This window comes from Burkholderia sp. LA-2-3-30-S1-D2 (assembly GCF_001523915.2).
GTDB lineage: Bacteria > Pseudomonadota > Gammaproteobacteria > Burkholderiales > Burkholderiaceae > Burkholderia > Burkholderia diffusa.
Window position 1 is genome coordinate 620,437 of the sequence record NZ_CP013385.1, and the last position, 22,936, is coordinate 643,372.

Genomic DNA, 22,936 nt, shown 5'->3' on the forward strand with positions numbered 1-22,936 from the left:
GTCAGGCGGCCAGGCTTTCGGCCGAGCACCGCGCGGCCGTTATCTCGACCTGGATCTGGTCGACGATATGGGCGGCATCGCGCGCAACTCCGGAGAATCGACCCGAACCCCACGTGTACAGCCAGGGCAGCCCGACGAAGTAGAGCCCCGAAACCGGCGTCACGCCGCGCCGGTGCACGGGATAGCCGCGACCGTTGAAGACGGGCTCATCCAGCCAGCTGAAATCCGGGGTGAAGCCGATGCACCAGATGACCGATGCGATGCCGCTGGCCGCGAGATCGAGCGCCGTGCGCTCGCCGGCCGGACGCCACACGGGTTCGTAGCGCGTCGCCGGCGGCGCCGCGATCCGGTTTTTCTCGATATGGGCGTCGATGCCGGCATTGATCCGGTTGTACGTATCGTCCGCGCTGTCGAGCCGCGCCGACAGATCCGCGGAGAATCGCAACTGTCCGTCCGTGAAATCCTCCAGCCGACCGTACAGTTCCATCCCTTCGACGGCAAAGCGGCGCAGATCGATGTCGCGCCCGCCGTCGCGGCCGGTCACATAGTGGTTGGTGTTGTCGCGCACACCTTCACGCAGCGGATGCGCATCGACCGGCATGTCGTAGTACTGCATGTCTGCCAGCCAGTCGACGACGTCCCTGCCCCGGTAGAAACGGGCACAGCGAGGGGCATCGCCCACCGCGAGGAACACCTTTCGTCCGGCGAGGTGGAGGTCTTCCGCGATCTGCGCACCCGATTGTCCAGATCCGACCACGAGAACCGGTCCGTCCGGCAAGGCGGCCGGATTCCGGTATTCCGAAGACTGGATCTGCACCATCGATGCAGGAAGCCGCTCGGCCATGCGCGGGACGATCGGCCGATGGTAGCCACCCGATGCAACGACGACCCGATCCGCCGCGTACGTGCCGCGCGACGTCGCGATGCGATAGCGTCCGTCCGCGTCGCGCGCCACGCGCTCGACCGCAGTGTGTTCCAGCACCGGTGCATCGACGCTGCGGATGAAGCCGTCGAGATACTCGACGATCTCGTCCTTCGTCATGAAGCCGTGCGGATCGGCACCGCGATACGGATAGCCCGGCAGCGCGCACTGCCAGTTCGGCGTCACCAGGCAGAACGCGTCCCAGCGCTGCTTGCGCCACGTGTGTGTCACGGTTTCCTTTTCGAATACGAGATGATCGATGCCTGCCTGCTGCAGGTAGTAGCTCATCGACAATCCCGCCTGCCCGCCACCGATGACGGCTACGCCGAGATGGGAATCGATATCCGGGAGGCTGGATGAAACAATGCTTTCGCTTGACATGATGCAGTCCTGAATGTGTGTTGAAGACGACAATGGATTTCCGTATGCCGGACGCCTCAAACGAGCTCGATGACGGTCACGGTCGCGTCTCCCTGCGGCGCAAATCGTTCCGCGTGCGCTTCAATCCGTGCCAGCTCGTCCATCGCGGCCGAGCAAGCGAACCCGTATTTTTCGCGTACGCGATCGGACGCGATACCCAGCGCGCGGCGGGCCCGCTCGACGAAATCGTCAAGCGCGTATTGCGTGTCGGGCGCAAAGAATTCCGACACGACGGTTGAAGGCGAATAGCAATTGGTTTCCGACTGGTCGGGCCAACGAACCCGAAAATGCATGACCGGCATGATTCCTCCTCACTCGGCGGACGATGCTTGCGCACGCTGCGCCAGCCTGTCCTGGTAGATGTCCAGATGCTTGCGCGCACTCGCTTCCCATGTGAAGCGGTTCAGCAGCGCGGGGACGGCATGTGCAAAATCCGGAGCACGCCGCCCCGTGAGCGCATCGCACAGCGCGTAGGCGATCGAATCCACGTCGTCGGGATCGGCCCAGATGCACGCGCGCTCGTCCAGATACTCGGTAAAGGGGGCGATTTCCGACACGACGACGGGCTTTCCGCAGGCGAGCCCCTCGAGGACGACCAGACCGAACCCCTCCCGGATCGACACCATCGACACCACGTCGGCGCAGTGCATCAGCGCGATCAGCGCCGCGTCGTCCAGCGGCCCCGTCGGTACGACGGGTTCGTCGACACCGATCCCCAGCCCGAGCGCGGCGGCGCGCGCGACGAAACGGCGCGCATATGCATCGTGATCGAGCAGACTCGCGCCGCCCCCGATCACGAGCCGTGCCTCGGGTATCGTGTCGCGCAGCCGTGCGAACGCCTCGAGCAACGCAATCGAGTTTTTCCGCTGCTCGATCCCGCCGATCGCCAGGACAACCGGCGCGCCGTGCAGGCCGAATCGCTGCCGCACCACCTGCATGTCCGCCTGGTGCGCACGAGCGAACCGGGCGACGTTCACGCCGTTGGACACGACGCTTGCGTCGACCCCGAACGTGTTCCGCATCGTGGCCGCCCAGGCGGCGCTCACGCACAGCACCTGATCCGCCTCTCGCCACGCGCGCTCCTGCCAGCGTTCGAGCTGCGGGTCGTCGAATACGTCGAGGTGATGTACGGTCCGTACGAATCCATCGATTGCCCCTGACTGCTTCAGCTCGGCCAGTGCATTGCCCGTGATGCTGTCCTGTGCATGCAGAACGTCGAACCCGCTTGCGTCGTGCTCCAGCAAGGTGTGCTTGATCGCGGAAATTCGCGCGCGCACCATTTCAGCGACGCTGCGCGGATGGCCATCGACGCGTGCCAGCACGACGCGGCACGGGACCTCGCGGAACATCGCCTCGCCCGGCGCGGCCGGCGCGAACACGGTGACGTTGCTTCCCGTTTCGTGCAGCGCACGGGCGAGTTCAAGTGCGTGCACGACACCGCCGCGCGGATTGACCGAGTGGGTAAGCAGCGCTATGCGCAACGTATCGCCGCTCATCGCACACCTCCGCCGACGCCGGTCATGAACGGTTCGATCCGGAAATCCCACAGCATCGCGGTTTCGCCCGCTTCTTCGACGACGACCTCACGCGTTGCATCGATATCGCCGATCACGGCGCACGCGAGCCCGCGCGCCGCGAAGCGTTCCGCGATCGCGTCGGCATGCGCCGGCCGGGCCGACATCAGGAATCCGTAGCTCGGAAAGGCCGTCAGCCAGCGATCGAAGTCGACGCCGGGCGGACGCGGAATCGCGTCGAGCTCGATGCGCGCACCGACGCGCGAGCATTCGACGAGCATCAGCGCCGTACCGAGCACGCCCGCCATCGAGATATCCTTCGCGGCATCGCACAGCCCGTCTTCAGCCAACGTCGGCAGAATCTCGAGATCGCCACGCAGCCGGGCCGGCGGCGCGGCGACCGACGCATTCCAGAACGGATACGGCTCCTCGAATGCGCCGCGCAGGTCGACCGCCATCATCAGGCGATCGCCCGGCCGCGCGCTGAAGCTCGACAGCAGCGCGCGCGCCCGGCCGACGATCGATACGGCCAGTTGCCCCTGCGCGCTGCGCGTGTTGCTGTGGCCGCCGACGATCGGCACGCCATACGCCGACGCCGCCGCGGCCATCCCGGCGAGCACCGGGCGCGCGGCGTCGATTCCGTCGCTCCACAATGCGTCGACGACGGCGATCGGCCGCCCACCCATCGCGTAGATGTCGCTGACGTTCGCCATCACACCGCTGTAACCGGCGAACCACGGCATCGACTCGACGAAGTCGCCGACCATGCCCTCGATCGCAAATAGCAGGTAGCCGTCCGCGTCGGGAATCGCCGCGCAGTCGTCGCCGAGTGCAACGGCCTGTGCGAGATCCCGTTCGCCGTTCGGCAATGCCGCCGCGAGCGACGCCACCACGCCGGAGATGTCGTGCTTGTGCTGGAAGCCGCGGCTTGCGCGCAGCGTTGCGATGCGATCTTCGACACTCATTGCCGCCCCTCCGAGCGCAGGACAAAACCCTCGAACGGCGTGCCGCACGGCGGATAGTGCGCAAGCTGCGCCTGCATCAGTTGATGAGGACGTCCGAACAACGTTTCTTCGCCGAGCGCGTCCCAGTGAAGCCGACGAAACAGCGGCACGTTCTGCGCTTGCACGTGTGCGACGAAGGTCCGGCAACCTTCGGCATGCGCGCTGCTGACGGCCAGCGCGATCAGCATCGAGCCGATCCGGCCCTGCCTGCGAAACGCGGGATGCACCGCGAGCCGCGAACCCATCCAGGTTCCGGGCACGGTTTCATGAATCCGCACCGTGCCGACCACCTGCTCCGGCAGCCCGGCGCAGCAGCTGACCGCGACCAGCAATTGCGCGTGGCGATCGATATCGTCGCGATCGTCGCCGGCGAAGATCCCCTGCTCGATGCAGAACACCGCCCGGCGCAGCTTGTACGCTTCATCGATTTCCCACGGAAGCTCCGCCCATTTGATCCGGTATTCGGCAGGCCGGTAGGTGTCGCGGCTGTCGGCCAGTCCCATCTCTGCGCAGTACATGCTCACCCCTCGTAGGTCGAAAGCGACGAGCAGGCGCCGCACTTTCCGCAGCCTGCCTTGATGTCGGCGGAGCGCATGCCGGCGTCGCGCAGCATGGCGCCGAGCGGTTCGAGCACCGCCCGCATGAAGTCCGGCGACGGCGCGGGATGACTCTCCAGCGGCGTGCCGCTGATCGGGACGAACGGCACCACGAACGGATACACGCCCAACGCGATCAGTTCGCGCGACATGTCGAGAATCGCGGTCGCGCTGTCGCCGAGCCCGGCGAGGATGTAAGTGCTGACCTGTCCGCGGCCGAACACCGCGACGGCCGCGCGGAATGCCGCCATATACCGGGACAGCGGCACGCTTGCCTTGCCGGGCATGATTCGTTCGCGCACGGCCGGCGTCACGGCCTCCAGATGCATGCCCAGCGTATCGATCCCGCTAGCCTTCATCCGGTCGAACCAGGCGTCGTCGTCGGGCGGCTCGCATTGGGCCTGGATCGGAAGATCGACCGCGGCCCTGATCGCGAACGCGCTTTCGCACAGCACGCGCGCACCGCGATCCGGCGTCGGCGGTGTGCCGGTCGTCAGCACCATGTGCTTGACGCCGTCGAGCAGGACCGCAGCGCGCGCAACCTCGGCGAGTTGTTCGGGCGTCTTGCGTGCGATCGTCCGGCCAGCCGCAAGCGACTGGCCGATCGAGCAGAACTGGCAGGTCTTGCGCCGGCTCTCGTAGCGAATGCAGGTCTGCAACACCGTGGTCGCAAGCACATCGGCACCATGCAGCGTCGCGATGTGCGAGTACGGCACGCCCTCCAGCGTCTGCAACGCGTAGAAGCGCGGGCTCGACGGAAAGCTGATGCTCGCGATCGGGATGGTGCCGCGCGAGAGCAGGCTGACACCCGCCGCATCGGGCGCCGCCGCGACGAACGGCGAATCCCACGCGGTGCTCGTGTGCACGGGCACCATGATGGTCACGCCGTCGACCGTCACGGCCTTGTGATCGGATGGTCCGGCGCCGCCGCGCCGGCTCGCGGCGCCAACCCTCGGATCCGCGAGGCGCAGCCCCACCGACTGCAATTCAGTCATCAATTGCCGGCTCTGCACCGACGGTTTCGCGTTCGCGCTCATGGCAATGTCCCTCGAAGTCGCGTGCGGCCGACCCGCTGATCCCCATCGGGGTCACCGTCGTCGCCGGCCGATCGTTGATGGCAAGACTCAGCAGCTCCGGCCGCGCATAGTGGCCGACCGAATCCATCATTCGCTTGCGCTTGGTGATCAGCGACATGTCCAGGTCGGCGATCACCATCCCTTCGCCGGCCCGCAAGGGCTCGGCCAGATGCTGCCCCTCCGGTGACACGATCGCGGTATTGCATCCGCCGCGCAGGGCTTTCTGAAGATTAGGATCGCCCGTGATCGACTCGATCTGGGCGTCCGTCAGCCAACCGGTCGCATTGACGACAAAGCACCCGGACTCCAGCGCGTGGTGGCGGATCGTGACCTCGATCTGTTCCGCGAAGATCGGGCCGACCAGCGAACCGGGGAACTGGCTGCAATGAATTTCCTCGTGCTGCGTCATCAACGCATAACGGGCGAGCGGGTTGTAGTGCTCCCAGCACGCGAGCGCACCGACCCGTCCGACACCGGTCTGCGCAACCTTGAGTCCGGCAGCGTCCCCCTGTCCCCAGATCATCCGCTCGTGGAACGTCGGCGTGATCTTGCGGCGCTTCACCGCGAGGCGCCCGTCGACGTCGAAGATCAGCTGCGTGTTGTACAGGCTGCCGTGGTCGCGCTCGTTCACGCCGAGCACGACCACCATCCCGTGCAGGCGCGCACGCTCGGCAACCGCATGCGTCACGGGGCCCGGCACCGCCACGGCCTGCTCGTAGAGCCGCATGTGATCGGCGCCGGACGCGACCGGCGTCCGCACGAACGAGAAGTACGGGTAGTACGGCACGAATGTTTCGGGAAAGACGATCAGCTGGACACCCTTGCCGGCGGCCTCGTCGATCGCCGCGCAGACCTTGTCGAGCGTGCCGCCGGCGCGGTCCAGATCGGGTGCGATCTGGACGGCTGCCGCCCGGACGATGCGTTTGTCGGACATGATGGCACCCGTCATTTGGTCAAACGGTCCAGGTGTGGATGATCAGCGCGTTCTCCTTGCGGTGAAGCAGCTGGATATCCAGCACGTCGAGCGGATTGATCGGTCGAATGCCCTCGATCAGCGACGCTTCGCCATGCCCGTAAAGCGCCTGCAGCGCAAAGCGGCACGCATAGACTTTCCCGCCTTCTTCCATGAACTTGACGAGCTGCTTGTTGAAGTTCAGGTGACCGGGAAATGCCTCGTCGCCCAGGGTCGGAAACCCGCGTTGCAGGCCGAGCGTCACGCCGGGGCCGTAGAGCAGCACCGACGTCTCGAACCCCTTGCGCTGCAGGCGCGTCGCCTGCAGGAGGTTCACGAAGCCGATCGATCCCTCGAACGCAACCGTGTGGAACGTCACGAGCGCCTTCTCGCCCGGTTCCGCCTTGACGTCTTCGAATACTTTTTCCTCGTAGTCGACGAGGAAATCTCCCTTCTTGTGCAGAGGCTGATTGACTGCGGGCATGGCACGCTCCGTCTGAAAATGAGTTGAGTGAGGTTCCCGGACGCTTTCGAATCCGGGCGAGCTCATTAACGCAACGCATATGCCAACCAGGCGCAGACCCGATGCAATCACTCTCCAATCATTCAATCGAAAAATGCCGCTGCAGTCGGTCCGATCCTTGCGTGCCCCAATTCGGATCCAACTGGAACAGGCCTGTCCGGGCCGAACGGCGCACCTGACTGATGCAGCGCGCGTGAACCGGTGCGCGTCTAGCGTGCATCGATGCATCAATCCGATACACGATGCGATCAATGCAATCAGTCGGCTTCGACGTGGCGATATATATATTTTCGATTAATGCGCCATGCTAACGTTTTGATGAATCGTCAAATGGAAACGGGTATGGATTACGCAATCCATCATTGGTCGAAGCGCTTGTTGGAAAGCAGGAAGCCGGCCTATCTGCTGATCCCCGACCTCATCGAGGAAGACCTCGCGGCCGGCCGGCTGAAACCGCGCGACCGCCTGCCCGGGCTGCGCGATCTCGCCGGTGCGCTGAACCTGAACTACACGACGGTCGCCCGTGCTTATGCGGAAGCCCGCCGACGCGGCTTGCTCGATACACGGGCAGGAAGCGGTACGTTTGTGCGCGGCCCAACGCAAACGGTCCCGCTGTCGGGCGGCAGCAGCGTCGAGATGTCGATGAACATGCCCCCTGAACCGGCCGAGATGGTCGGCCGGCTGCAACAATCGGCAGCGGCATTATTCGCCGCAGCGGATCCTTACCAACTGATGCGATACCAGGATTTCGGCGGCACACCGGCGGATCGCGCCGCCGGCCGCGCATGGCTGGCCAATCGCCTGCCCGGCTGCAGCGGCGATACCGTGCTCGTGTGCCCGGGGATCCATAGCGCCCTCGTCGCGCTCGTCTCCCGGCTTGCGCGCCGCGGCGACTCGATATGTCTCGATTCACTCGCTTACCCCGGCATCAAGGCCATCGCATCGCAATTGGGCGTGCAGTTGCAGCCGCTGCCTCGGGACGACGACGGTCCGTTGCCGCACGCATTCGAATCGCTTTGCAGAAGCGGACAGCCCGCGGCGCTGTACTGCAACCCGACCCTGCAGAATCCGAGCACGCTCACGATACCGTTCAGGCGCCGCGAAGCGCTGGCCGATATCGCGATGCGCTACAGCGTGCCCATCATCGAGGACGACGCCTATGCGATGCTGCCACAGAGCGCACCGCCCCCCCTGGCGTTGTTGGCACCCGAACTGACCTATTACGTCACCGGCATGTCGAAGAACCTCGGCGCCGGGCTGCGAATCGCTTACCTGCTGGCGCCGACGGCGCGCGAAGCACAGCGTATCGCCGGTGCATTGCGCGCCACGACCGTGATGCCGAGCCCGTTCACGATGCTGCTGTCTACCCAGTGGATCAATGACGGCACGGCAAGCGAGATGCTGGCCGCAATCCGATCCGAGGCGCATTCGCGGCAGGCGATCGCTAGCCGCGTTCTCGGCGCATGGCCTTTCGAAGCGCATCCCGACGGTTTCCATCTCTGGTTGCCGATTCCCCGCGAGTGCCAGTGGACTGCGCCGGACCTGGCGCAATATCTGCGGAGTCGGAGCGTCGCCGCCGTGGCAAGCGCGGCATTTTCGACGGACGGCGACCCACCGGCGGCGATTCGCATCTGCCTTGGCGGGCCGCAGGATCGGGAGCGGTGTCGGGATGGCTTGCAACTCGTCGCCGACGCACTGGCCGACGCACATCATCTTTACAGTGCGGCGATGTAGCGGCGCCGGGGTCGCGGATGGATCGCACGAACCGGACGCCGTGCGGCAGGTCAACGTGTCGCCCCAATGCGCCGCATGTCCCTGCTAGCTGGGAAGCTTCAATAGGTTGTATCGATGGTTCATCCGAACTGAGTCTGGGTTCCTGGAAGTCGTCAAACACTCAACCTTCCAGGAACCCAGCCGGATGAACACGCATAAGAATGCCCGACGCACTTTCGCGCATCGACATGAGATGGTTCAGGAGATCACCGAATCCGGTTCGAGTGTGCCGCCCCGAGTTTTGTGGAGGCTACAGCTCTTGAGGGAAATGGTATGGACGCCCCCTCCCGCGGCGTACGGTGGCGTCCAATTGGGGGCAATGGGCGTGGTGATTGGGAACGCAAGCCGCCGAAACCCGTACGGAACGCTCGATGCGTGAACGGCGCCTGCGTGACTCGGCCGTTCCCGCGGATCGCCACGCCGGACGGCGTGGCGATGTTCGCCTAATGCGGCCAACGCTTAGCCCAGCGGCCAGTTCAGGAACACGATGCCGTCGTTATAGTCGTCGTCGGTGCCGTCTTCCGAGCCGACGATCCCGAAGTACGACTTCTTGAACAGATCGACTTGCCGCGAGCCGAGCCGCGACGGCTTGCCGTTCACCGTCACGATCACGCGCACGCGCCCCTTGCCGGAGTCGAGTACCTTGGTGCCGAGGTTCTGATCCTCCACGCCCGCGCCCTTGAACGTGGCGGCGGGTTTCGGGTTGTCGTCGATATAGATGTCGATCGTCTGGTCGTTCGCCGCATTGGTGAGCGCGGTAACGCCGAACCGGGTGTTCGGCGGCAGATTGAAGACACCGTCGCGCTCGCCGCCGACGCCGATGTTGCCCGGGGCCGGGCCCGAACCCGTGCCGGTGCCGCCGCCTTCGCCGCCCGGATTGCCCGGCGTGCCGCTACCCGCCGACGACGACTGCCCAGCCGTGCAGCCGATCGCAGAAATACTCGCATACGAATCGATGTGCATCGCACTGCCGCGCACGCTTTTCCACTGGCCCTTCACGAGCGTGACGCCACTGCCGACGTCGATCGTCGCGACCAGCGTGAACGGCATGCGGCCCGTAATTTCCGGCACTTTCGACGAGTAGCTGAAGCAGCCGTCCGCGACGACGCCCTTGTCGGTCGCGATCGCGAAATAGATGCCGGGAAAGTTGTTGCCGGTCGCGTACGGCGTCGGCACGTTGAGGGTGACCAGAAGCTTGCCGTCGTGAATGTCGGCATTCGCGATGTCGATATGCAGGCCGGGGATGTCGACGTAGGTTTCGGACGTCACCACGGGTGCGCTGGTGATCGACGCTGAAAGAAGAGGCATGGAAGTCTCCGATGATCGGTGATTATTTGTTGAGGTGGATGCGCGGCACGCCGTCGAACGACGCACCGGCTCGCTGGCCGGCTGGCTGGCCGCCGATCGCGCGTCAGATCAGCCGATCGGCCACTGAAGCACGACGATGCCGTCGTTGTAGTCGCAGTCGTGGCCGTCTTCCGATACGACGATCCCGAAGTTGACCGTGAACGGCAAACCGTCCGCTTTCTTCCTGTTGATCGGCGCGAGCCGCGCGTCGGTGGCCGACGGCTTGCCGTTCACCGTCACCTCGAAGCGGAGCTTGCCGTTGCCGGAATTCAGTTTTGCTTCGCGCGGGCCGTCGCGCGTCGTCAGCTTGTGATACGCGGCCGGTTCATTGCTGTCGCCGATAAACAGCTTGATGTGCTGTTGCTCAACCGCATTCGCAAAGAAAATCGCGCGGAAATCGGTGTTGGGCGGAATCGAAAAATCGCCGGCGCGGTTGGAAGACGTTTGAGGGTCGGCCATGAGTTCCTCCTGAGCATTGTCGAACAAGGTATTGCATCGTGCCGCGCAAACGTTTGCCGTTTGAAATGCGGTTCGAAAATCATGCCGAAAAATAAATAGAAAAATATTCGATTGATAATGATTATTGTTCTATAAATTGAAAATGAAGTGACGTCGATTTAATGAATCGGTATAAATGCGGCCAATTGGATATATTCTCGAAACGAGATTGTTGGCTGTGTCGATTTGTTGAGTGATACATGTTCGCACGGCAGCGCCGGGGGGGCGGATAGGCAGGGCAATCCGGCTTCAGAGCTGGCGCGTGGTGCGCGCAGATGGCAGCGTGTTGTTTCAATATCGGCATCTCTGTCGTGGCCGCGCCACCGACCACCACCGAACACCTATCCAGCAGCACCCCGCTGTCGTCGACGTGGCCGCCTACGCGGTGAAATCCAATCTCTCCGAGGACGAAATGGCCGTGAGTGTCATTCTGAGAGACGGCCATGCGTTACCCGATGCTGAGCTGATTGCCGTCTGTGCCACAAAGATGGCGTATTACATGGTGCCGCGTTACGTGAAATTCGCGTCCGAGCTACCGCTCAATGCAAGCCAGAAGATCGAGAAGTTCAAGCTGCGTCTGCAGGCGGCCGAATTCCCCGAAACCTTGTGGGATCGCGAGAAAGCCAGCGTTTCGATGGAACGCTGAGGTTCCGGCGAAGACGCGAATGCCGATTCTTCGCGCCTTCAGCCGTTCGCTTCTGAATCGAGGCCTGCGCACGCAGGCCTCATCCGAATATGCGTCATTCGCCGTTCGTCTCTCCGGACGATTCATGTCGCGTATAGACCGCAAGACCCCACGTCAAAAGCGCGGCGAGCGCGAGCGACACCGACATCGCCAGCATTCCCGGTGCATACGAATGCGTCGTGTCCTTGAGCACGCCGACCATCCACGGGCCGACGTAGCCACCGAGGCTGCCCATCGAGTTGATGAACGCCATGCCGCCCGCCGCCGCGATCCCGGTCAGATACCGCGACGGCAGGCTGTAGAACGCCGGCCGCGCCGCGCTCAACCCGATCACCGCGAACACCATGCCGACGAGCGCGGGCAGCAGCGACGAAAAGACGACTGCGAATATCAACCCCGCGGCGGAGACGACGCACGCAAGCGCGAGATGCAGCAGGTGCCTGCCGTGACGCTCCATCAGCCTGGCCCACACGATCATGACGACCGCCGCGACGAGATACGGCACTCCCGACAGCAGGCCCACCGAGAACGTCGACAATCCGTGCCCCTTGAGCATCAGTGGCAACCAGATCGCAATGCCGTTGATGCCGATCCAATAGCAGAAGAGAATGCCGACCATGAACCAGACCCTCGCGTCGCGGAGCACGGCGCCGAAGTTCCTTTTCGGCAGTTCGGCCGATTCCCGGGCCAGGACTTCGGAGAGCGCCGCCGATTCCTCCCGCGTCAGCCAGTCGGCCTGTTCCGGTCGGTCGCGCAGGAGCCACAGGGTCAGCAGGCCAAGCAGGCACGCCGGCAACCCTTCGACGATGAAAAGCCATTGCCAGCCCTTGAGCCCCCCTGCCCCGTCCAGTTGCATGACGAACGCCGCCAACACGCCGCCCACCACCGACGACAATGGAATCGCGACCAGAAACCACGCCAGCACGCGCACACGCCACGCTTTCGGAAACCAGCACGACAGATAGAACAGCACGCCGGGAAAGAAGCCCGCTTCGGCCGCACCGGTCAGCACGCGAAGTACGTAGAAACTGGTCGGCCCCTGGATGAACGCACAGGCGGCCGACAGCAGCCCCCAGCTGATCATGATGCGGGCCAGCCAGCGCCGCGCGCCGAACCGATAGAGTGCGAGATTGCTCGGCACCTCGAGCACGCAGTAGCCGACGAAAAACAGACCGGCGGCCATGCCGAACTGGCTACCGGTCAGGCCGAGATCGCGGTTCATCGTCAGCGCAGCAAAGCCGATGTTGGTGCGATCGATGTAATTGAAGAAATAGCCGATCGCCAGCAGCGGGACGAGACGGATCAGGTTCTTGCGCAACGCGCGCTGAAGCGCGGCGTCTTTCGTCACATCCGGCCGGTCGTGCGCAATAGAGAGCGTCGATGCCATGGGTTCACCTGAATCCGAAGAAGTGAGCGGGATTGTCGACCAGCATCTGCGTGCGGCGCGTCTCGTCCGGCACGATCCGTGCGATCAGATCGACCAGGTCGCCGTCGTCCGGCATCGGATGGCTCAGGTTGACGTGCGGCCAGTCGCTGCCCCACAGAACGCGCTCGGGCGCGTGTTCGGCAAAGCGGCGCGCGACAGGCAGCGTGTCCTCGAATGGCACCCCGGCCTTCGACATCCGGTCTGCGCCCGACAGTTTGACCCATACGTTTCCCGTATCGAGCAACGCGCACAACGCCCGCACTGACGGACTGTCCGCCCCTTCGTCGATGTCGAGACGCGCCATGTGATCGATGACCACCGGCATGTCGAGCGAACGGATGAACGGCGAAAACTCGATGATGTCCTGCCCGGCCACGTGAATCGCCAGATGCCAGCCGAGCGGCCTGATGCGTGCGGCAACCGTCCCGACTGCATTCAAATCCGGACGGCCGCCGAGATGCGCAAGGAAGTTGAATCGTGCGCCGCACACCCCATTCGCGTCGTACTCCGCGAGGAGCTCATCGGAATCGCCCGGCCGAACGAGTGCGACACCCTTGTAACGCCCGGCTCCGTCGCGCAACGCGTCGATCATCGGCCGATGATCGAACCCATGGCCCTGGCTCTGTACGATCACGGCGCGCGAGAAGCCGATGCGCTCGTGCAGTCGTCGCAACGCAGTTTCGGGTGCCGCAGACGGATCGAAACTGCGGTCGTCGGGCAGCGGATAGCGGTCGAACGGCCCGAACACATGACAATGCGCGTCGCAGCTGTTTGCCGGCAGGCGCAAGACCGGGCGGCGCGGTTCCGCCAGCGGCGGCGGAGAAAACTTGAGTGAATGCCCCGAGGAATTCGGAGAAGGCATGGTCATGTCGACAGATTCCTTGAAGGTAGGCGAAAGGTATGGGTACCGCACCGGAGAACGCATCGTTGGGCGCGCGCGTGTGGTGCGAATCCGGCATTCATACGCACGTAGTCGGGCGCGAGATTGCGCGTGTCCGATCGAGGCGATCGAGGCGATCGAGCTGTGCGATCAAGTCTTGACTGGCAGTTCGGAATCCTGTTTTCAAGGCCGAACTGGTTGCAGATCGGGCACTCCGATCCGACACAAACCCCATCTGCATTTACGGGTCGGCTGACAGGCCGGCATCACGCAGGTACGGCGCATAGACATTGAATACCGTCAGGGAGTGGCCGGCTGCGCCCCGGCGCGTCGCGTCGAGAAGTGCGTGCTCCAAGGGCGCGACGAGCGCGACAATGAACCATGCGATGCCTGCCGGTACTGCGCTTTGATGCGGGCCGTCGCGCGTCGGCTGAGCGCGTGATTCGAAAAATCCGCGAAGCTGAAGCACCTCGTTCGACGAGGCCAGTTGGCGTTGCAGCCCCCCGGCGACATCCAGCGCGTCGCCATGCGTCTCGACCGGAATGCCCATCACGACGAGCCGCGAAGTTTCCCATCCGGCATGCTGGGTCGCCGTGGTCTCGGCAAGCGCCGTGGCCACGACGCGGCGTCGGCCCACCGTGCGCGACAGGATCCGGCGTGTCCAGGGCGTCGATTGCCTGCCCGACATCGAGCGATACGCGTCGCTTCGCAGCACGTCGACGCTCGCCAGATCGTAAAGCGCCATCCAGCGGGGCCACCCGTGCACACATACCCATCGCGAAGCCGCGATGCATCCAGGCAGCGATCGGCGCTGGGGGAAATGCTCGGTGTCGTACCAGTCGTTGAACTCGTCCTCGAGATCGGACGGTGGTTCCATCATGACCATCAACATGGCGCTCGGCAGCGTCGTGGCATCGTGCAAGCTCGTCTCCTGTTTATGCCAGTCACTGTGAACACTTTTCCCGGGCTTGACCAAAACCTTTTATCGATAGAAACCTATAACCGGAATGAATAGGTCCGCACGGATCTGCCGTATGCGGACCGTCTCGACAAACGTCGAGCTATTTGGCAGGCGGCAGGTCGACCTCGAGAAACACCGCCGGAACCGAGCCGGTATTGCGCAGCGCGTGCGCGCGCGGGCCGGAAGTGGTGTAGGCCTGACCTGCCAGCGCTTCCCGCGGCGCCGGGGCGCCGTCGAGATACTCGGTCACGGTCCCGCTCAGAACATACGAGACGGACGGCCGATCGCGATGGCTGTGCATCGGTAGTACGCCGCCGGGCTGTATGGTGACTTCGCGCATTCGCAGCTCGCGACTGCCGGCCGCCGCCAGGAACTCGACGCTCAACGGGATCGACCCGAGCGTCTTCCCCTCGACGCCGACCCGCTGCGAGGGCAGCGCCTGCGCATGCGAGATGCTCCAGCCCAGTGCCAGTATCGCGCCGACGAGAGGGTGCCAACGCAGCTTGTCCAATTTACGATGCATGATCGATTCCTCAAATGGTCTTTCATTATCCGAATGCACGCGCGCGCGCATCATTGCATCGTCTTCGCGATCCACGAGTGGATCACGGCGGCGACGTCCAGGTTGTTTTTTTCCTGCATCATCAAGTGCCCGTTGCCGTGAATGCCTATTGCGTCGAGGCGCACGAATGTCGTCTTCACACCGGCCTGTTCGAGAAATGACGCCGTACAGTGGTCATAGGGCGCGTGATAGGACGCCTCGCTGGTCAACACCAGCACCGGCACATGCTGAAGATTCACGAGCTTGCGGGCTGGCTCCTTCTGGAGCCAGCATTTCGTCAGATCCCTTCCGTCTGGTGTGTCCTGCTGTTCGATCGCCAGCTGCGCCGGATCGGTGACGGGCGGGTCGTACTGAACGGGAATGTTCGTCAGCCCCCACGCGAGTTCGGGTTTCGCTTGCGTGGCGTTCTGGAACGGCGGTCCCGACGGCTCGACCGATACGATCCCCTTGACAAGCTGCGGCCTGGCGTCGGCAATCGACCAGCCGAACAGGCCCGCCTGTGAATGGACGAGCAGGATGGCGGGTCCGATCTTGTCCAGCAGCGCGGCCGCCGCATTTTTGACGAGCAGTTCACTCTGCACGTTGTCGGCAAGCGACGGCACGAGTCCGGCATAGAACGCATCGAACACCGGGTCGCCACGCCGCCCGGCATCGGGCCATTGCATGTGCTTTTCCGCCTGCGGCCACCCCTTGTCGCGCTCCGGCGACGTAAAGAGGCGCTGCGCCATCGCGACATCGGTCACCCGAAACCGGTGATCGGCGTCCGTCGACCAGGACGAGCGGCCGCGATCGGGCTGATCGACCATGTAGACCACGTAACCCTGATCGACAAAGTAGTCGGCCCACCCTTTTCGCCCGTCCGCCGTGCTCATCCAGTTCGTCGCCGTCTGGCCGAGACCGTGAAGAAACACGATCGGATACCGATGCGTGATGCGTGCGGGCGCCCAGCCCTCGACATACATCTGTCCGTCCATCGTCGTCTTGCCGTCCTTCTCGACATACCGCCCGCCGACATAGAACGACGCATGCCGTGTGACTTTCGTCGGGATGAACTGCTGCGGGCCGAACTCCGCCGCCGACGCCATACCGCCTGCGGCGGACGTGATCGCCACGGCCGTCGCCAGGCAGGCCAGCGTCCGGCATCGTCTGAGATGACTGAATACCATCGATATGTTCCTCGCTAACAATGCAAAACAGGTTAGTACTCGAGCCCTTCACCCATTCGATAGGACACCGGCTCGTTCGTTTGCTCGTGAAGGCGATCGCTCCATACCAGGTCGTACGGCAGGCGAGCGACAGGACTGGACTCGCCGGTCAGGACATCGACGATCGCGTCGGGCGCCGCACCGAAATTGGCGACGATCGCTGTCGCGCGGGTCGCGATACCGGACAGGTCGATCGGGCGCTCCATGTATATCGACGCGATGGTCGGCACGACGGCGGCGGCTTTCTCGAGCATGGCGAACGCCGGATCGTCCGCCCTGAAACGCGTGCTGCCTTCGCGGTACCGTGCACCGAAGAAAAAATTCGGATGCAGCACCTCGAACGGCGTCGCCATACCGACGACGGCAAAATCCGCTTCCTCCGGACGCTGCACGACCGTGAACCCGCGCCGTCGCATTACGTCCGCGTCGAATCCGTACACGAATACCTTCGTCATCCTCCGGCTCACCGGCAGCAGATGTCGGCCGTTCTTCAGCAGTACCTGCGAGCGATGCTGCGCATCGAGTGCGATCCGCCTGAATTCGGCATTTCCCACGATCGACGAGGCACGGCCGGCATCGACGTACGGATCCTCGAAGAGCCCCTGCTCGAACTTCTGCGTCATGATTCGCCGCACCGCTGCATCGACCCGCGACACGTCGAGTCTTCCGCTCCTGACGAGACCTACGACGATCTCCGGGTCGCTCGTGCCGCCGAACTGGTCGACCCCTGCATCGATCGCCTTCAGGAAGCGCCCGGCCTTGTCGAGTGCTTCGACACCCCACGGCATCGCGATGTCGGAGAACTGTGGCTTCTCGCCGGGATTCGCGCCGTTCCGGCATACCCGCGTGCAATCGTCAGTGATCTGCCAGTCGGACAGCACGACGCCGTCGAACCCCATGCGGCCGCGCAATACATCGGTCAGCATGGCTCGGTTGAATCCCATGCCAACCGGATCGACCGGTCCGGCGCTGCCGCGCACGCGAAATGGCGCCGCAGGCATCCCGTACGAAGGCATCACCGCGCCGACTCGCGCGGCGAATGCGCCGGTGAACGGCATAATGTGCCGCTCGATGTTCGCCCCGTCGATATCGAGCAGACGTCCGTAGTAGTTATGTGCGTCCGCCCCGTCGTTCATCGTCGCGCCATAGCCGACCCAGTGCTTGACGACCGACACGACGCTGCTCCGGTGAATCCCGGATTCGCCGTCCTGCATGCCGGCGACATAAGCGCGAACGAATCGAGCGGAGGCCGCCGGATCGCTTCCAAACGTTCCGCTGCTGCGATGCCAGCGCGGATTGACGGCCAGATCGGCTTGCGGCGACAACGCCATCCGGATACCGACTGCCAGGTATTCCCGGCGCACGCTGTCGGCGAACCGACGGACCAGTTCCGGATCGCCCGTCGCCGCCATTCCGGCGGGATCCGGCCATTTCGTGAAGGCGCCGGCGTCGACGCTTACACCCTGTGCATACGAGAACTGGCTGCGCGGATCGCTGCTGACCGTGACGGGAATCCCGAGGCGCCCCTGCTCTGCAATCGCCTGCAGCGCGTTTTGCTGATTCGCCAGGCTCGCCGGGTCGGCTTTGAGCCGGTTCAGAAAAAACGTCACGTGCCGGTCGAGCACGAGGCGGCCGACGGCAGCCATGTCCCATGCCGAGCCGGCTCCCGGCACGCCCGCCGCCTCTTTCGCCGGTGGATTCGCGTGCATCATCGCGCCGGCCTTTTCCTCGAGCGTCATTCTTGAAACGAGATCGGCAGCCCGCACTGCAGCGGGCCGGCGCCAATCCTTGTACGGCTCCAGCACGCCGCTGCGGTCCAGATCGCGGAACAGCAATCCGTCGGCGTGGATCAACGGAATTGCACCGCCGGCGAGTTTGACCTGCTTCGAGGATTCCGGGCGCGAGGTTCCGCACCCGGACGCTGCCAGAGTGGAAAGCAACAGTACGCCGACCACACCAGAGATGGATCTCGATCGAATCACCTGGATTTCATCCTTTTTCGAAAGGTACTGAAGGAGAAATTCGCCGAAGTGAACTGCAACCTGCCAGTCGCTCCGGCACGATATGCGCCGCCTTTACAATCGAATGCCGTACATCAGAAGCGATGGCTGACGCCGAGCTCCGCACCCACGAGCAGGCGCCCGACCGGCTGCGTGCCGAAGCCGAATGCATCGCCGCCCTTGTTGCTCAGTCGCACGACCGTTCCATACGTGCTCGTCCTCTTGGAAAGCGCGTACGTGTAGCCCACAGCGACCTGGGTGGCGTGATTTGCATCGATCGAGGTCTTGCCCAATGCACCGGATTCACTCACACGCGTGAAGTTGGCGCGAAGGGAAAGAAACGGATTAACGGGTACGATTACCCCGGCCTGTGCTATCAGGCGGGACGCTTCGAGATACTGATTGCGCACCGCCGACCCCAGTAATTTCAGGTACTTGAGGTCATAGCTGACCGCAAAACCGGTGCGCTTGAGCGGCCCCTGCAGACCGTCGAATACGCCGAACGCCGCCGTGACGTTGACGGTGTCGTTCGCATAGCCGACGCGGCCGCCTGCATACCGCTTCGCCCGCTCGCCTCCACCCAGCGCATAGGCAGCCTGCGCGTAAAACCCGCCGAGACCGGGCGGCGTGTAATACGCGATCATGTTGTCGGCACGAGCCCAAAGCCCGGTCGCCTCGATGCCACTGCCGAACGCCGTCGAATAGAATTTCCCCTGGTCGGCCAGACCGCTGACGCCGAAGGTGTCGAACTCCCCGAACGACGTGTAGCTCGGCGTCAGGTCGTGGCCCACCCGCAGTTCGCCGTAGCGGTCGATCACGCTCAACGTCGAACGACGGTTCCAGTAGCGGGACGGATTGCCCGTGCCGTTATTGAAGTTCACCGTGCCCTCCAGCCAGGCGCGCACCCTCGTTCCTCCTCCGATATCCTCGTCCGCCCGAAAGCCGAGCCGGCTCGCGGCAAGTCCCCCGCTTCCGATCGAGTAGACGGCATCCGCCCCGTTGCCTATCCGCCTGACCGACGCGTCTGCCACGCCGAAGAGTGTCGCACTGGATTGTGCGGCAGCAGCTCCTGAAATCATCAGCAGTCCCATTATCTCGATCCTTCGACGTTTCATCGACCATCCCCAAACATTTGTATCGCTGTACTAATTTATCTGATATCGCCAGCAGAACTTTGAGGTCCATGCGCCGATCCTGATCGACCATGCCACTGCACCTGAGAGTGCAAGGGGCATGCCATCTGCGCCCCATCTAATCCGATCACCATGCGATCAGGCCGGTGTCGCGCAGTTGCCGGCGCAAGCATCGAACTCCACCGAAACGTCGCTCGCCCTAGCTCGTCGACCGCGTGCCCGTTCATGGTGCGACATCGGTTTCCGGAACGTGCGCTGCGCACCGCAATTCACCGAGATACCGGCGCGCAGCATGTCTACAGTCCGCGGACGATACTCATGTCGAACTCGAACTGCATTTACTGACAATCGCAGCTCGAGTCAGAACGATAAACGATCCCTTATTTCTCTCAATGGTGCAGTTTCATTCCTTGAAACAACGGCATTGACTCTTATGTAGTTGCATAAATTAATCGGCGCCATACGCACATCTCCGTCGCTTGCGCGTTCGACACACGAGATCAATGGCGACGCACGACATTCGATATGGATACCTGACTGTGCTCCGTGGTGCCGCTCAAGGTCCGGCATCGCACAACGTGACGACGTGGCGCACCAATTTTCGCGCCCCTGTCGCGACAACAATCGAAATTAAGGAGGGTAGACAGCGTGACATGACACGTGAAGTCGTGTCGGGATACGCATACGGACAGGTCCGCACACGTGAGTTGGAAAGCTTGCGGGGGAGCACGGCGCACTCCCCTCGATCATGCACGGCGGCTCGATGGAGCCGCCATGCATGATCATCACTGCGCGGCGTTGATCTTGCGCGCAAAGGCTGCGATGGCGTCAGCCATTGCGGCCGGCTGCTCGGGTGCAAGCGCGTGGCCGGCATCCGGAATCCTCACGATCGTCACGCGATCGCCGAGCATCGACTTCAACACGTTGGAGAACCGGCGCGGCGCAACGGCGTCGTGTTCGGCCTGCAGGTCGAGAATCGGCGCGGTGCCGGCCGCGAAATACGCATCGACCGGCGTCGTCTCGCGCGCATGCGATTCGGCGTCGTGCGTGGCGGCATGCCAGCCGTCGAGCCAGACCCGCGGATCGTGGCCTGGTGCGAAGAATGCCTTCTTCAGGTATTCGATCCGCTTGGTTTTCGGCAGCGACAGGTCCCCGGCGCCGTCGATCGCCTGCCGAATCTCCGCGTTGATCGGCTTTTCCGTCGAACCGGGCGGCACCTTGCCCGCGGACGCGGCCGCGAGCACGACCCCGCGAACGAGATCGGGCCGATCGACGGCCAGCATGCGCGCCGGGAAGTTCCCCCATGCGTGGCCGACGACGATCGCCGGCCCGCGATGCTCGTTCTCGATCACTGTCGCTACGTCCGCCGCGAAATCATGGACCGACAGGTTTTCCATCGGCCCCTTGCTCTGTCCGATGCCGCGCGGCTCCGGGCGCAGCACGCGAAAGCCGTCCGCCACGAGCCGCGCGGCAACCACGTCGTAATCCCGGCCCGAGCGCCCGAGCGACGGCAGGATCACGATCAGCGGGCCTTGCCCCTGGCGCATCACCTCGATCTGCACATCGCCATGCCGGACGATCTCCCGATCGACCGCGGCCACGCCGGACGACGCAAAGGCGGACGCCGCCCACCACCACACGCATGCGGCAACGATGCCGCGCTTCGATACCTTCATGATTTGAATCTCCTCGTTGATTGACGAACACATTCGCTACTTGCTGTCCGTTCGAATGCAGCTCAGCGCGTGCCGTAGACCTTGCGCGCAAAGCCCGCGATCGCATCGCTCATCGCGCGCGGCTGCTCGGGCGCCATCGCGTGCCCGGCGTCCGCGACGACCTGCACGGTCACGCGCTCACCCAGCCACGGCTTGAACACGTTAGGCACGACGACGGCGTCGTACTGCGCCTGCAGGTCGAGCATCGGCACCTTGCCACCACCGAAGTACGCATCGATCGGGGTGACGTTGCGTGCATGGGCCTGTGCCGCGTGTACCGCGGGATACCAGCCGGTCAGCCAGGCGCTCGGATCGCGTCCCGGTGCGAAGAATGCCTGCCGCAGGTAGGTCAGCCGCTGCGCTTCCGGCACCCGGGGATCGCCAGCGCCGTCGATCGCTTCGCGCAGGCGTCCATAGGGCTTCTCTTTCGATCCCGGCGGCAACTTGCCCGCGGACGCCGCGGCCATCACGAGCCCGCGCACGAGGTCGGGGCGGTCGACTGCGAGCATGCGCGCGGGCTGGCTACCCCACGCATGCCCGACGACGACGACCGGCCCGGTGTGCTCGTGATCCAGCACGAGCGCGACGTCGGATGCGAATGCATGGAGGTCGAGGTCGCGCATCGGCCCCGTGCTGCGGCCGATACCTCGCGGTTGCGGACGCAATACGCGAAATCCGTCGTGCGCGAGCATGCGCGCGACCTCGTCGTAATCTTCCGCGCCGCGCGCGAGCGACGGCAGGATCACGACCACCGGGCCATGCCCTTGCTCGAGCGTTTCGATCCGGACGTCGCCTTTCGACACGAGCGTGCGTTGAACCGCGTTCGCGTCGGCAGGGGGCGTGGAGCAGGCGGCAACCGAGGTTGCCAGTGCGGCGGCAAGCACGAGCCGCGTCAGTATCTGGTTTGCTTTCATTGTCTCCTCGTGAATCGATACGGACCGTCGCCTCAAAGCGGATCGAGGCCGGTTTTCTGCAGAACGGCCACGGCGGGCGCCGTCTTCAGAAAAGCCGCGAACGCGCGCGACGCGTCGGCGGCCTGCGCATTCGCGGCGATCGCCGACGAGATCACGCTGGTCTTCTGCACGTCGGCAGGAAGCGGCCCCGCGAAGTCGATGCCCGGCGTCACCTTCAGTTCGCTGATCTGCTGCAGCCCCAGGTCGGCGTCGCCGCGCGCGAGTGCGGTGCCGACCAGTTCCTTGCCGCGAATCAGCACGCTCTTCGATTTCATCTGCTCGGCGATGCCGAGCCGGTTGAAGAGCGTGCCGACGATATAGGTGCCGCTCGCTCCTTCGGAAAAGGCAACCGATTTGGCGGAGAGCAACGCGCGACGCAGCGCGTCGTCCGTACTGATGTCGGGCACGGCGAGTCCCTTGCGCACCGCGACGCCGATCCCGGTGGCGGCGATGTCCGACAGCGTGGCCCGGTCGAATCGGCCCGCGTCGACTTCCTGCTCAAGCGCCGGCTTGATCATGAAGCAGATGTCGACCTTCTCGCCGTTGCGCAAGCGCATCGGCAATGCCTCGGCCGACTTGCCGTACGACGGCCCCCAGGCAATCTCGAGACGATGTCCCGACGATTTTTCAAACATCGGCACCAGTTGCCCGAACGCGCCGTGCAGCGCGCCGGTTGCCAGTACGTGAATGTCTTCGGCATGCGCGCCCGGCGACGCCGCGCACAGCGTTACCCATGCCGCGGCGGCCACGCAAGTCCGCCAGATCGATTTTTCCTTCACGTCTCCTCCTTG

Annotated in this window: 22 protein-coding genes; 2 read left to right on the forward strand and 20 right to left on the reverse strand. The window is 64.0% G+C overall.

The window, feature by feature from the left end:
• Position 1: 1 nt before the first annotated feature.
• The 8 genes from WS66_RS31870 to WS66_RS31905 are packed head-to-tail and all read right to left on the reverse strand — an operon-like array spanning position 2 to position 6,968.
• Positions 2 to 1,303 (reverse strand): MSMEG_0569 family flavin-dependent oxidoreductase, encoded by a 1,302-nt coding sequence (locus tag WS66_RS31870; protein ID WP_059599610.1) that lies wholly within the window; start codon positions 1,301 to 1,303, stop codon positions 2 to 4.
• A gap of 56 nt (positions 1,304 to 1,359) precedes the next feature.
• The gene (locus WS66_RS31875; protein ID WP_059599611.1) at positions 1,360 to 1,644 is read right to left on the reverse strand and encodes an MSMEG_0570 family nitrogen starvation response protein; all 285 of its coding nucleotides are present in this window, start codon (positions 1,642 to 1,644) and stop codon (positions 1,360 to 1,362) included.
• 9 nt (positions 1,645 to 1,653) lie between these two features.
• Complete coding sequence (locus tag WS66_RS31880; RefSeq protein WP_059599612.1) at positions 1,654 to 2,838, reverse strand: MSMEG_0565 family glycosyltransferase; 1,185 nt, start codon at positions 2,836 to 2,838, stop codon at positions 1,654 to 1,656.
• Complete coding sequence (locus WS66_RS31885; protein ID WP_059599613.1) at positions 2,835 to 3,821, reverse strand: sll0787 family AIR synthase-like protein; 987 nt, start codon at positions 3,819 to 3,821, stop codon at positions 2,835 to 2,837. The genes WS66_RS31880 and WS66_RS31885 overlap by 4 nt, the downstream gene beginning before the upstream one ends.
• Positions 3,818 to 4,378, reverse strand: a complete 561-nt coding sequence (locus WS66_RS31890) for an MSMEG_0567/Sll0786 family nitrogen starvation N-acetyltransferase (protein WP_059599614.1) — start codon at positions 4,376 to 4,378, stop codon at positions 3,818 to 3,820. The genes WS66_RS31885 and WS66_RS31890 overlap by 4 nt, the downstream gene beginning before the upstream one ends.
• Positions 4,379 to 4,380: 2 nt before the next feature.
• A complete protein-coding gene (locus WS66_RS31895) occupies positions 4,381 to 5,451 on the reverse strand; it encodes an MSMEG_0568 family radical SAM protein (RefSeq protein ID WP_059599701.1) in 1,071 nt (356 codons plus the stop codon).
• Entirely contained in the window at positions 5,444 to 6,466 is a 1,023-nt protein-coding gene (locus WS66_RS31900; protein ID WP_059599702.1) for a Nit6803 family nitrilase, read from the reverse strand. Before WS66_RS31900 ends, WS66_RS31895 begins: the two co-directional genes overlap by 8 nt.
• 19 nt (positions 6,467 to 6,485) lie before the next feature.
• Entirely contained in the window at positions 6,486 to 6,968 is a 483-nt protein-coding gene (locus WS66_RS31905; RefSeq protein WP_059599615.1) for an MSMEG_0572/Sll0783 family nitrogen starvation response protein, read from the reverse strand.
• A 381-nt stretch (positions 6,969 to 7,349) separates the two neighbouring features.
• Here WS66_RS31905 and WS66_RS31910 point away from each other — a divergent pair, with 381 nt between their 5' ends.
• Positions 7,350 to 8,741 (forward strand): aminotransferase-like domain-containing protein, encoded by a 1,392-nt coding sequence (locus tag WS66_RS31910; RefSeq protein ID WP_059599616.1) that lies wholly within the window; start codon positions 7,350 to 7,352, stop codon positions 8,739 to 8,741.
• A 498-nt stretch (positions 8,742 to 9,239) separates the two neighbouring features.
• On the opposite strand, the gene WS66_RS31920 is transcribed toward WS66_RS31910, so the two are convergent.
• Together WS66_RS31920 and WS66_RS31925 are read right to left on the reverse strand one after the other, a co-directional pair.
• Positions 9,240 to 10,088 carry a fucose-binding lectin II gene (locus WS66_RS31920; RefSeq protein WP_059599617.1) on the reverse strand — a complete coding sequence of 283 codons (849 nt, stop codon included), beginning with the start codon at positions 10,086 to 10,088 and terminating at the stop codon, positions 9,240 to 9,242.
• 108 nt (positions 10,089 to 10,196) lie between these two features.
• A complete protein-coding gene (locus WS66_RS31925; protein WP_059599618.1) occupies positions 10,197 to 10,586 on the reverse strand; it encodes a fucose-binding lectin II in 390 nt (129 codons plus the stop codon).
• 301 nt (positions 10,587 to 10,887) lie between these two features.
• Here WS66_RS31925 and WS66_RS31930 point away from each other — a divergent pair, with 301 nt between their 5' ends.
• Positions 10,888 to 11,271, forward strand: a complete 384-nt coding sequence (locus WS66_RS31930; protein WP_159086612.1) for an AMP-binding enzyme — start codon at positions 10,888 to 10,890, stop codon at positions 11,269 to 11,271.
• Positions 11,272 to 11,365: 94 nt separating this feature from the next.
• Here WS66_RS31930 and WS66_RS31935 read toward each other — a convergent pair whose 3' ends face one another.
• The 10 genes from WS66_RS31935 to WS66_RS31980 form a co-directional block, all read right to left on the reverse strand.
• Entirely contained in the window at positions 11,366 to 12,697 is a 1,332-nt protein-coding gene (locus tag WS66_RS31935) for an MFS transporter (protein ID WP_059599620.1), read from the reverse strand.
• Between the two features lie 4 nt (positions 12,698 to 12,701).
• Entirely contained in the window at positions 12,702 to 13,661 is a 960-nt protein-coding gene (locus WS66_RS31940; protein ID WP_442859305.1) for an amidohydrolase family protein, read from the reverse strand.
• Between the two features lie 196 nt (positions 13,662 to 13,857).
• Positions 13,858 to 14,538 carry a hypothetical protein gene (locus WS66_RS31945; protein WP_151047762.1) on the reverse strand — a complete coding sequence of 227 codons (681 nt, stop codon included), beginning with the start codon at positions 14,536 to 14,538 and terminating at the stop codon, positions 13,858 to 13,860.
• A 139-nt stretch (positions 14,539 to 14,677) separates the two neighbouring features.
• Positions 14,678 to 15,175, reverse strand: coding sequence for a cupin domain-containing protein (locus WS66_RS31950; RefSeq protein ID WP_236872993.1), 498 nt, complete (start codon positions 15,173 to 15,175; stop codon positions 14,678 to 14,680).
• Positions 15,151 to 16,305, reverse strand: coding sequence for an alpha/beta hydrolase (locus tag WS66_RS31955; RefSeq protein WP_236872994.1), 1,155 nt, complete (start codon positions 16,303 to 16,305; stop codon positions 15,151 to 15,153). Before WS66_RS31955 ends, WS66_RS31950 begins: the two co-directional genes overlap by 25 nt.
• 32 nt (positions 16,306 to 16,337) lie before the next feature.
• A complete protein-coding gene (locus WS66_RS31960; RefSeq protein WP_236872995.1) occupies positions 16,338 to 18,197 on the reverse strand; it encodes a glycoside hydrolase family 3 protein in 1,860 nt (619 codons plus the stop codon).
• A 242-nt stretch (positions 18,198 to 18,439) separates the two neighbouring features.
• Complete coding sequence (locus WS66_RS31965; protein WP_159086613.1) at positions 18,440 to 19,435, reverse strand: porin; 996 nt, start codon at positions 19,433 to 19,435, stop codon at positions 18,440 to 18,442.
• 827 nt (positions 19,436 to 20,262) lie between these two features.
• Entirely contained in the window at positions 20,263 to 21,153 is an 891-nt protein-coding gene (locus WS66_RS31970) for an alpha/beta fold hydrolase (protein ID WP_059599706.1), read from the reverse strand.
• 62 nt (positions 21,154 to 21,215) lie between these two features.
• Positions 21,216 to 22,106, reverse strand: coding sequence for an alpha/beta fold hydrolase (locus tag WS66_RS31975; RefSeq protein ID WP_059599624.1), 891 nt, complete (start codon positions 22,104 to 22,106; stop codon positions 21,216 to 21,218).
• A 32-nt stretch (positions 22,107 to 22,138) separates the two neighbouring features.
• A complete protein-coding gene (locus WS66_RS31980) occupies positions 22,139 to 22,924 on the reverse strand; it encodes a substrate-binding domain-containing protein (RefSeq protein WP_059599625.1) in 786 nt (261 codons plus the stop codon).
• Between the last annotated feature and the right edge of the window lie 12 nt (positions 22,925 to 22,936).

Bases quoted from the DNA above. Each gene is read 5' to 3' on its own strand.
- WS66_RS31890 (WP_059599614.1), bottom strand. From the start codon at position 4,378: ATGTACTGCGCAGAGATGGGACTGGCCGACAGCCGCGACACCTACCGG.
- WS66_RS31965 (WP_159086613.1), bottom strand. From the start codon at position 19,435: ATGGGACTGCTGATGATTTCAGGAGCTGCTGCCGCACAATCCAGTGCG.
- WS66_RS31875 (WP_059599611.1), bottom strand. From the start codon at position 1,644: ATGCCGGTCATGCATTTTCGGGTTCGTTGGCCCGACCAGTCGGAAACC.
- WS66_RS31885 (WP_059599613.1), bottom strand. From the start codon at position 3,821: ATGAGTGTCGAAGATCGCATCGCAACGCTGCGCGCAAGCCGCGGCTTC.
- WS66_RS31940 (WP_442859305.1), bottom strand. From the start codon at position 13,661: ATGCGTTCTCCGGTGCGGTACCCATACCTTTCGCCTACCTTCAAGGAA.
- WS66_RS31955 (WP_236872994.1), bottom strand. From the start codon at position 16,305: ATGGTATTCAGTCATCTCAGACGATGCCGGACGCTGGCCTGCCTGGCG.
- WS66_RS31910 (WP_059599616.1), top strand. From the start codon at position 7,350: ATGGATTACGCAATCCATCATTGGTCGAAGCGCTTGTTGGAAAGCAGG.
- WS66_RS31870 (WP_059599610.1), bottom strand. From the start codon at position 1,303: ATGTCAAGCGAAAGCATTGTTTCATCCAGCCTCCCGGATATCGATTCC.
- WS66_RS31920 (WP_059599617.1), bottom strand. From the start codon at position 10,088: ATGCCTCTTCTTTCAGCGTCGATCACCAGCGCACCCGTGGTGACGTCC.
- WS66_RS31895 (WP_059599701.1), bottom strand. From the start codon at position 5,451: ATGACTGAATTGCAGTCGGTGGGGCTGCGCCTCGCGGATCCGAGGGTT.
- WS66_RS31970 (WP_059599706.1), bottom strand. From the start codon at position 21,153: ATGAAGGTATCGAAGCGCGGCATCGTTGCCGCATGCGTGTGGTGGTGG.
- WS66_RS31880 (WP_059599612.1), bottom strand. From the start codon at position 2,838: ATGAGCGGCGATACGTTGCGCATAGCGCTGCTTACCCACTCGGTCAAT.
- WS66_RS31935 (WP_059599620.1), bottom strand. From the start codon at position 12,697: ATGGCATCGACGCTCTCTATTGCGCACGACCGGCCGGATGTGACGAAA.
- WS66_RS31905 (WP_059599615.1), bottom strand. From the start codon at position 6,968: ATGCCCGCAGTCAATCAGCCTCTGCACAAGAAGGGAGATTTCCTCGTC.
- WS66_RS31900 (WP_059599702.1), bottom strand. From the start codon at position 6,466: ATGTCCGACAAACGCATCGTCCGGGCGGCAGCCGTCCAGATCGCACCC.
- WS66_RS31925 (WP_059599618.1), bottom strand. From the start codon at position 10,586: ATGGCCGACCCTCAAACGTCTTCCAACCGCGCCGGCGATTTTTCGATT.
- WS66_RS31975 (WP_059599624.1), bottom strand. From the start codon at position 22,106: ATGAAAGCAAACCAGATACTGACGCGGCTCGTGCTTGCCGCCGCACTG.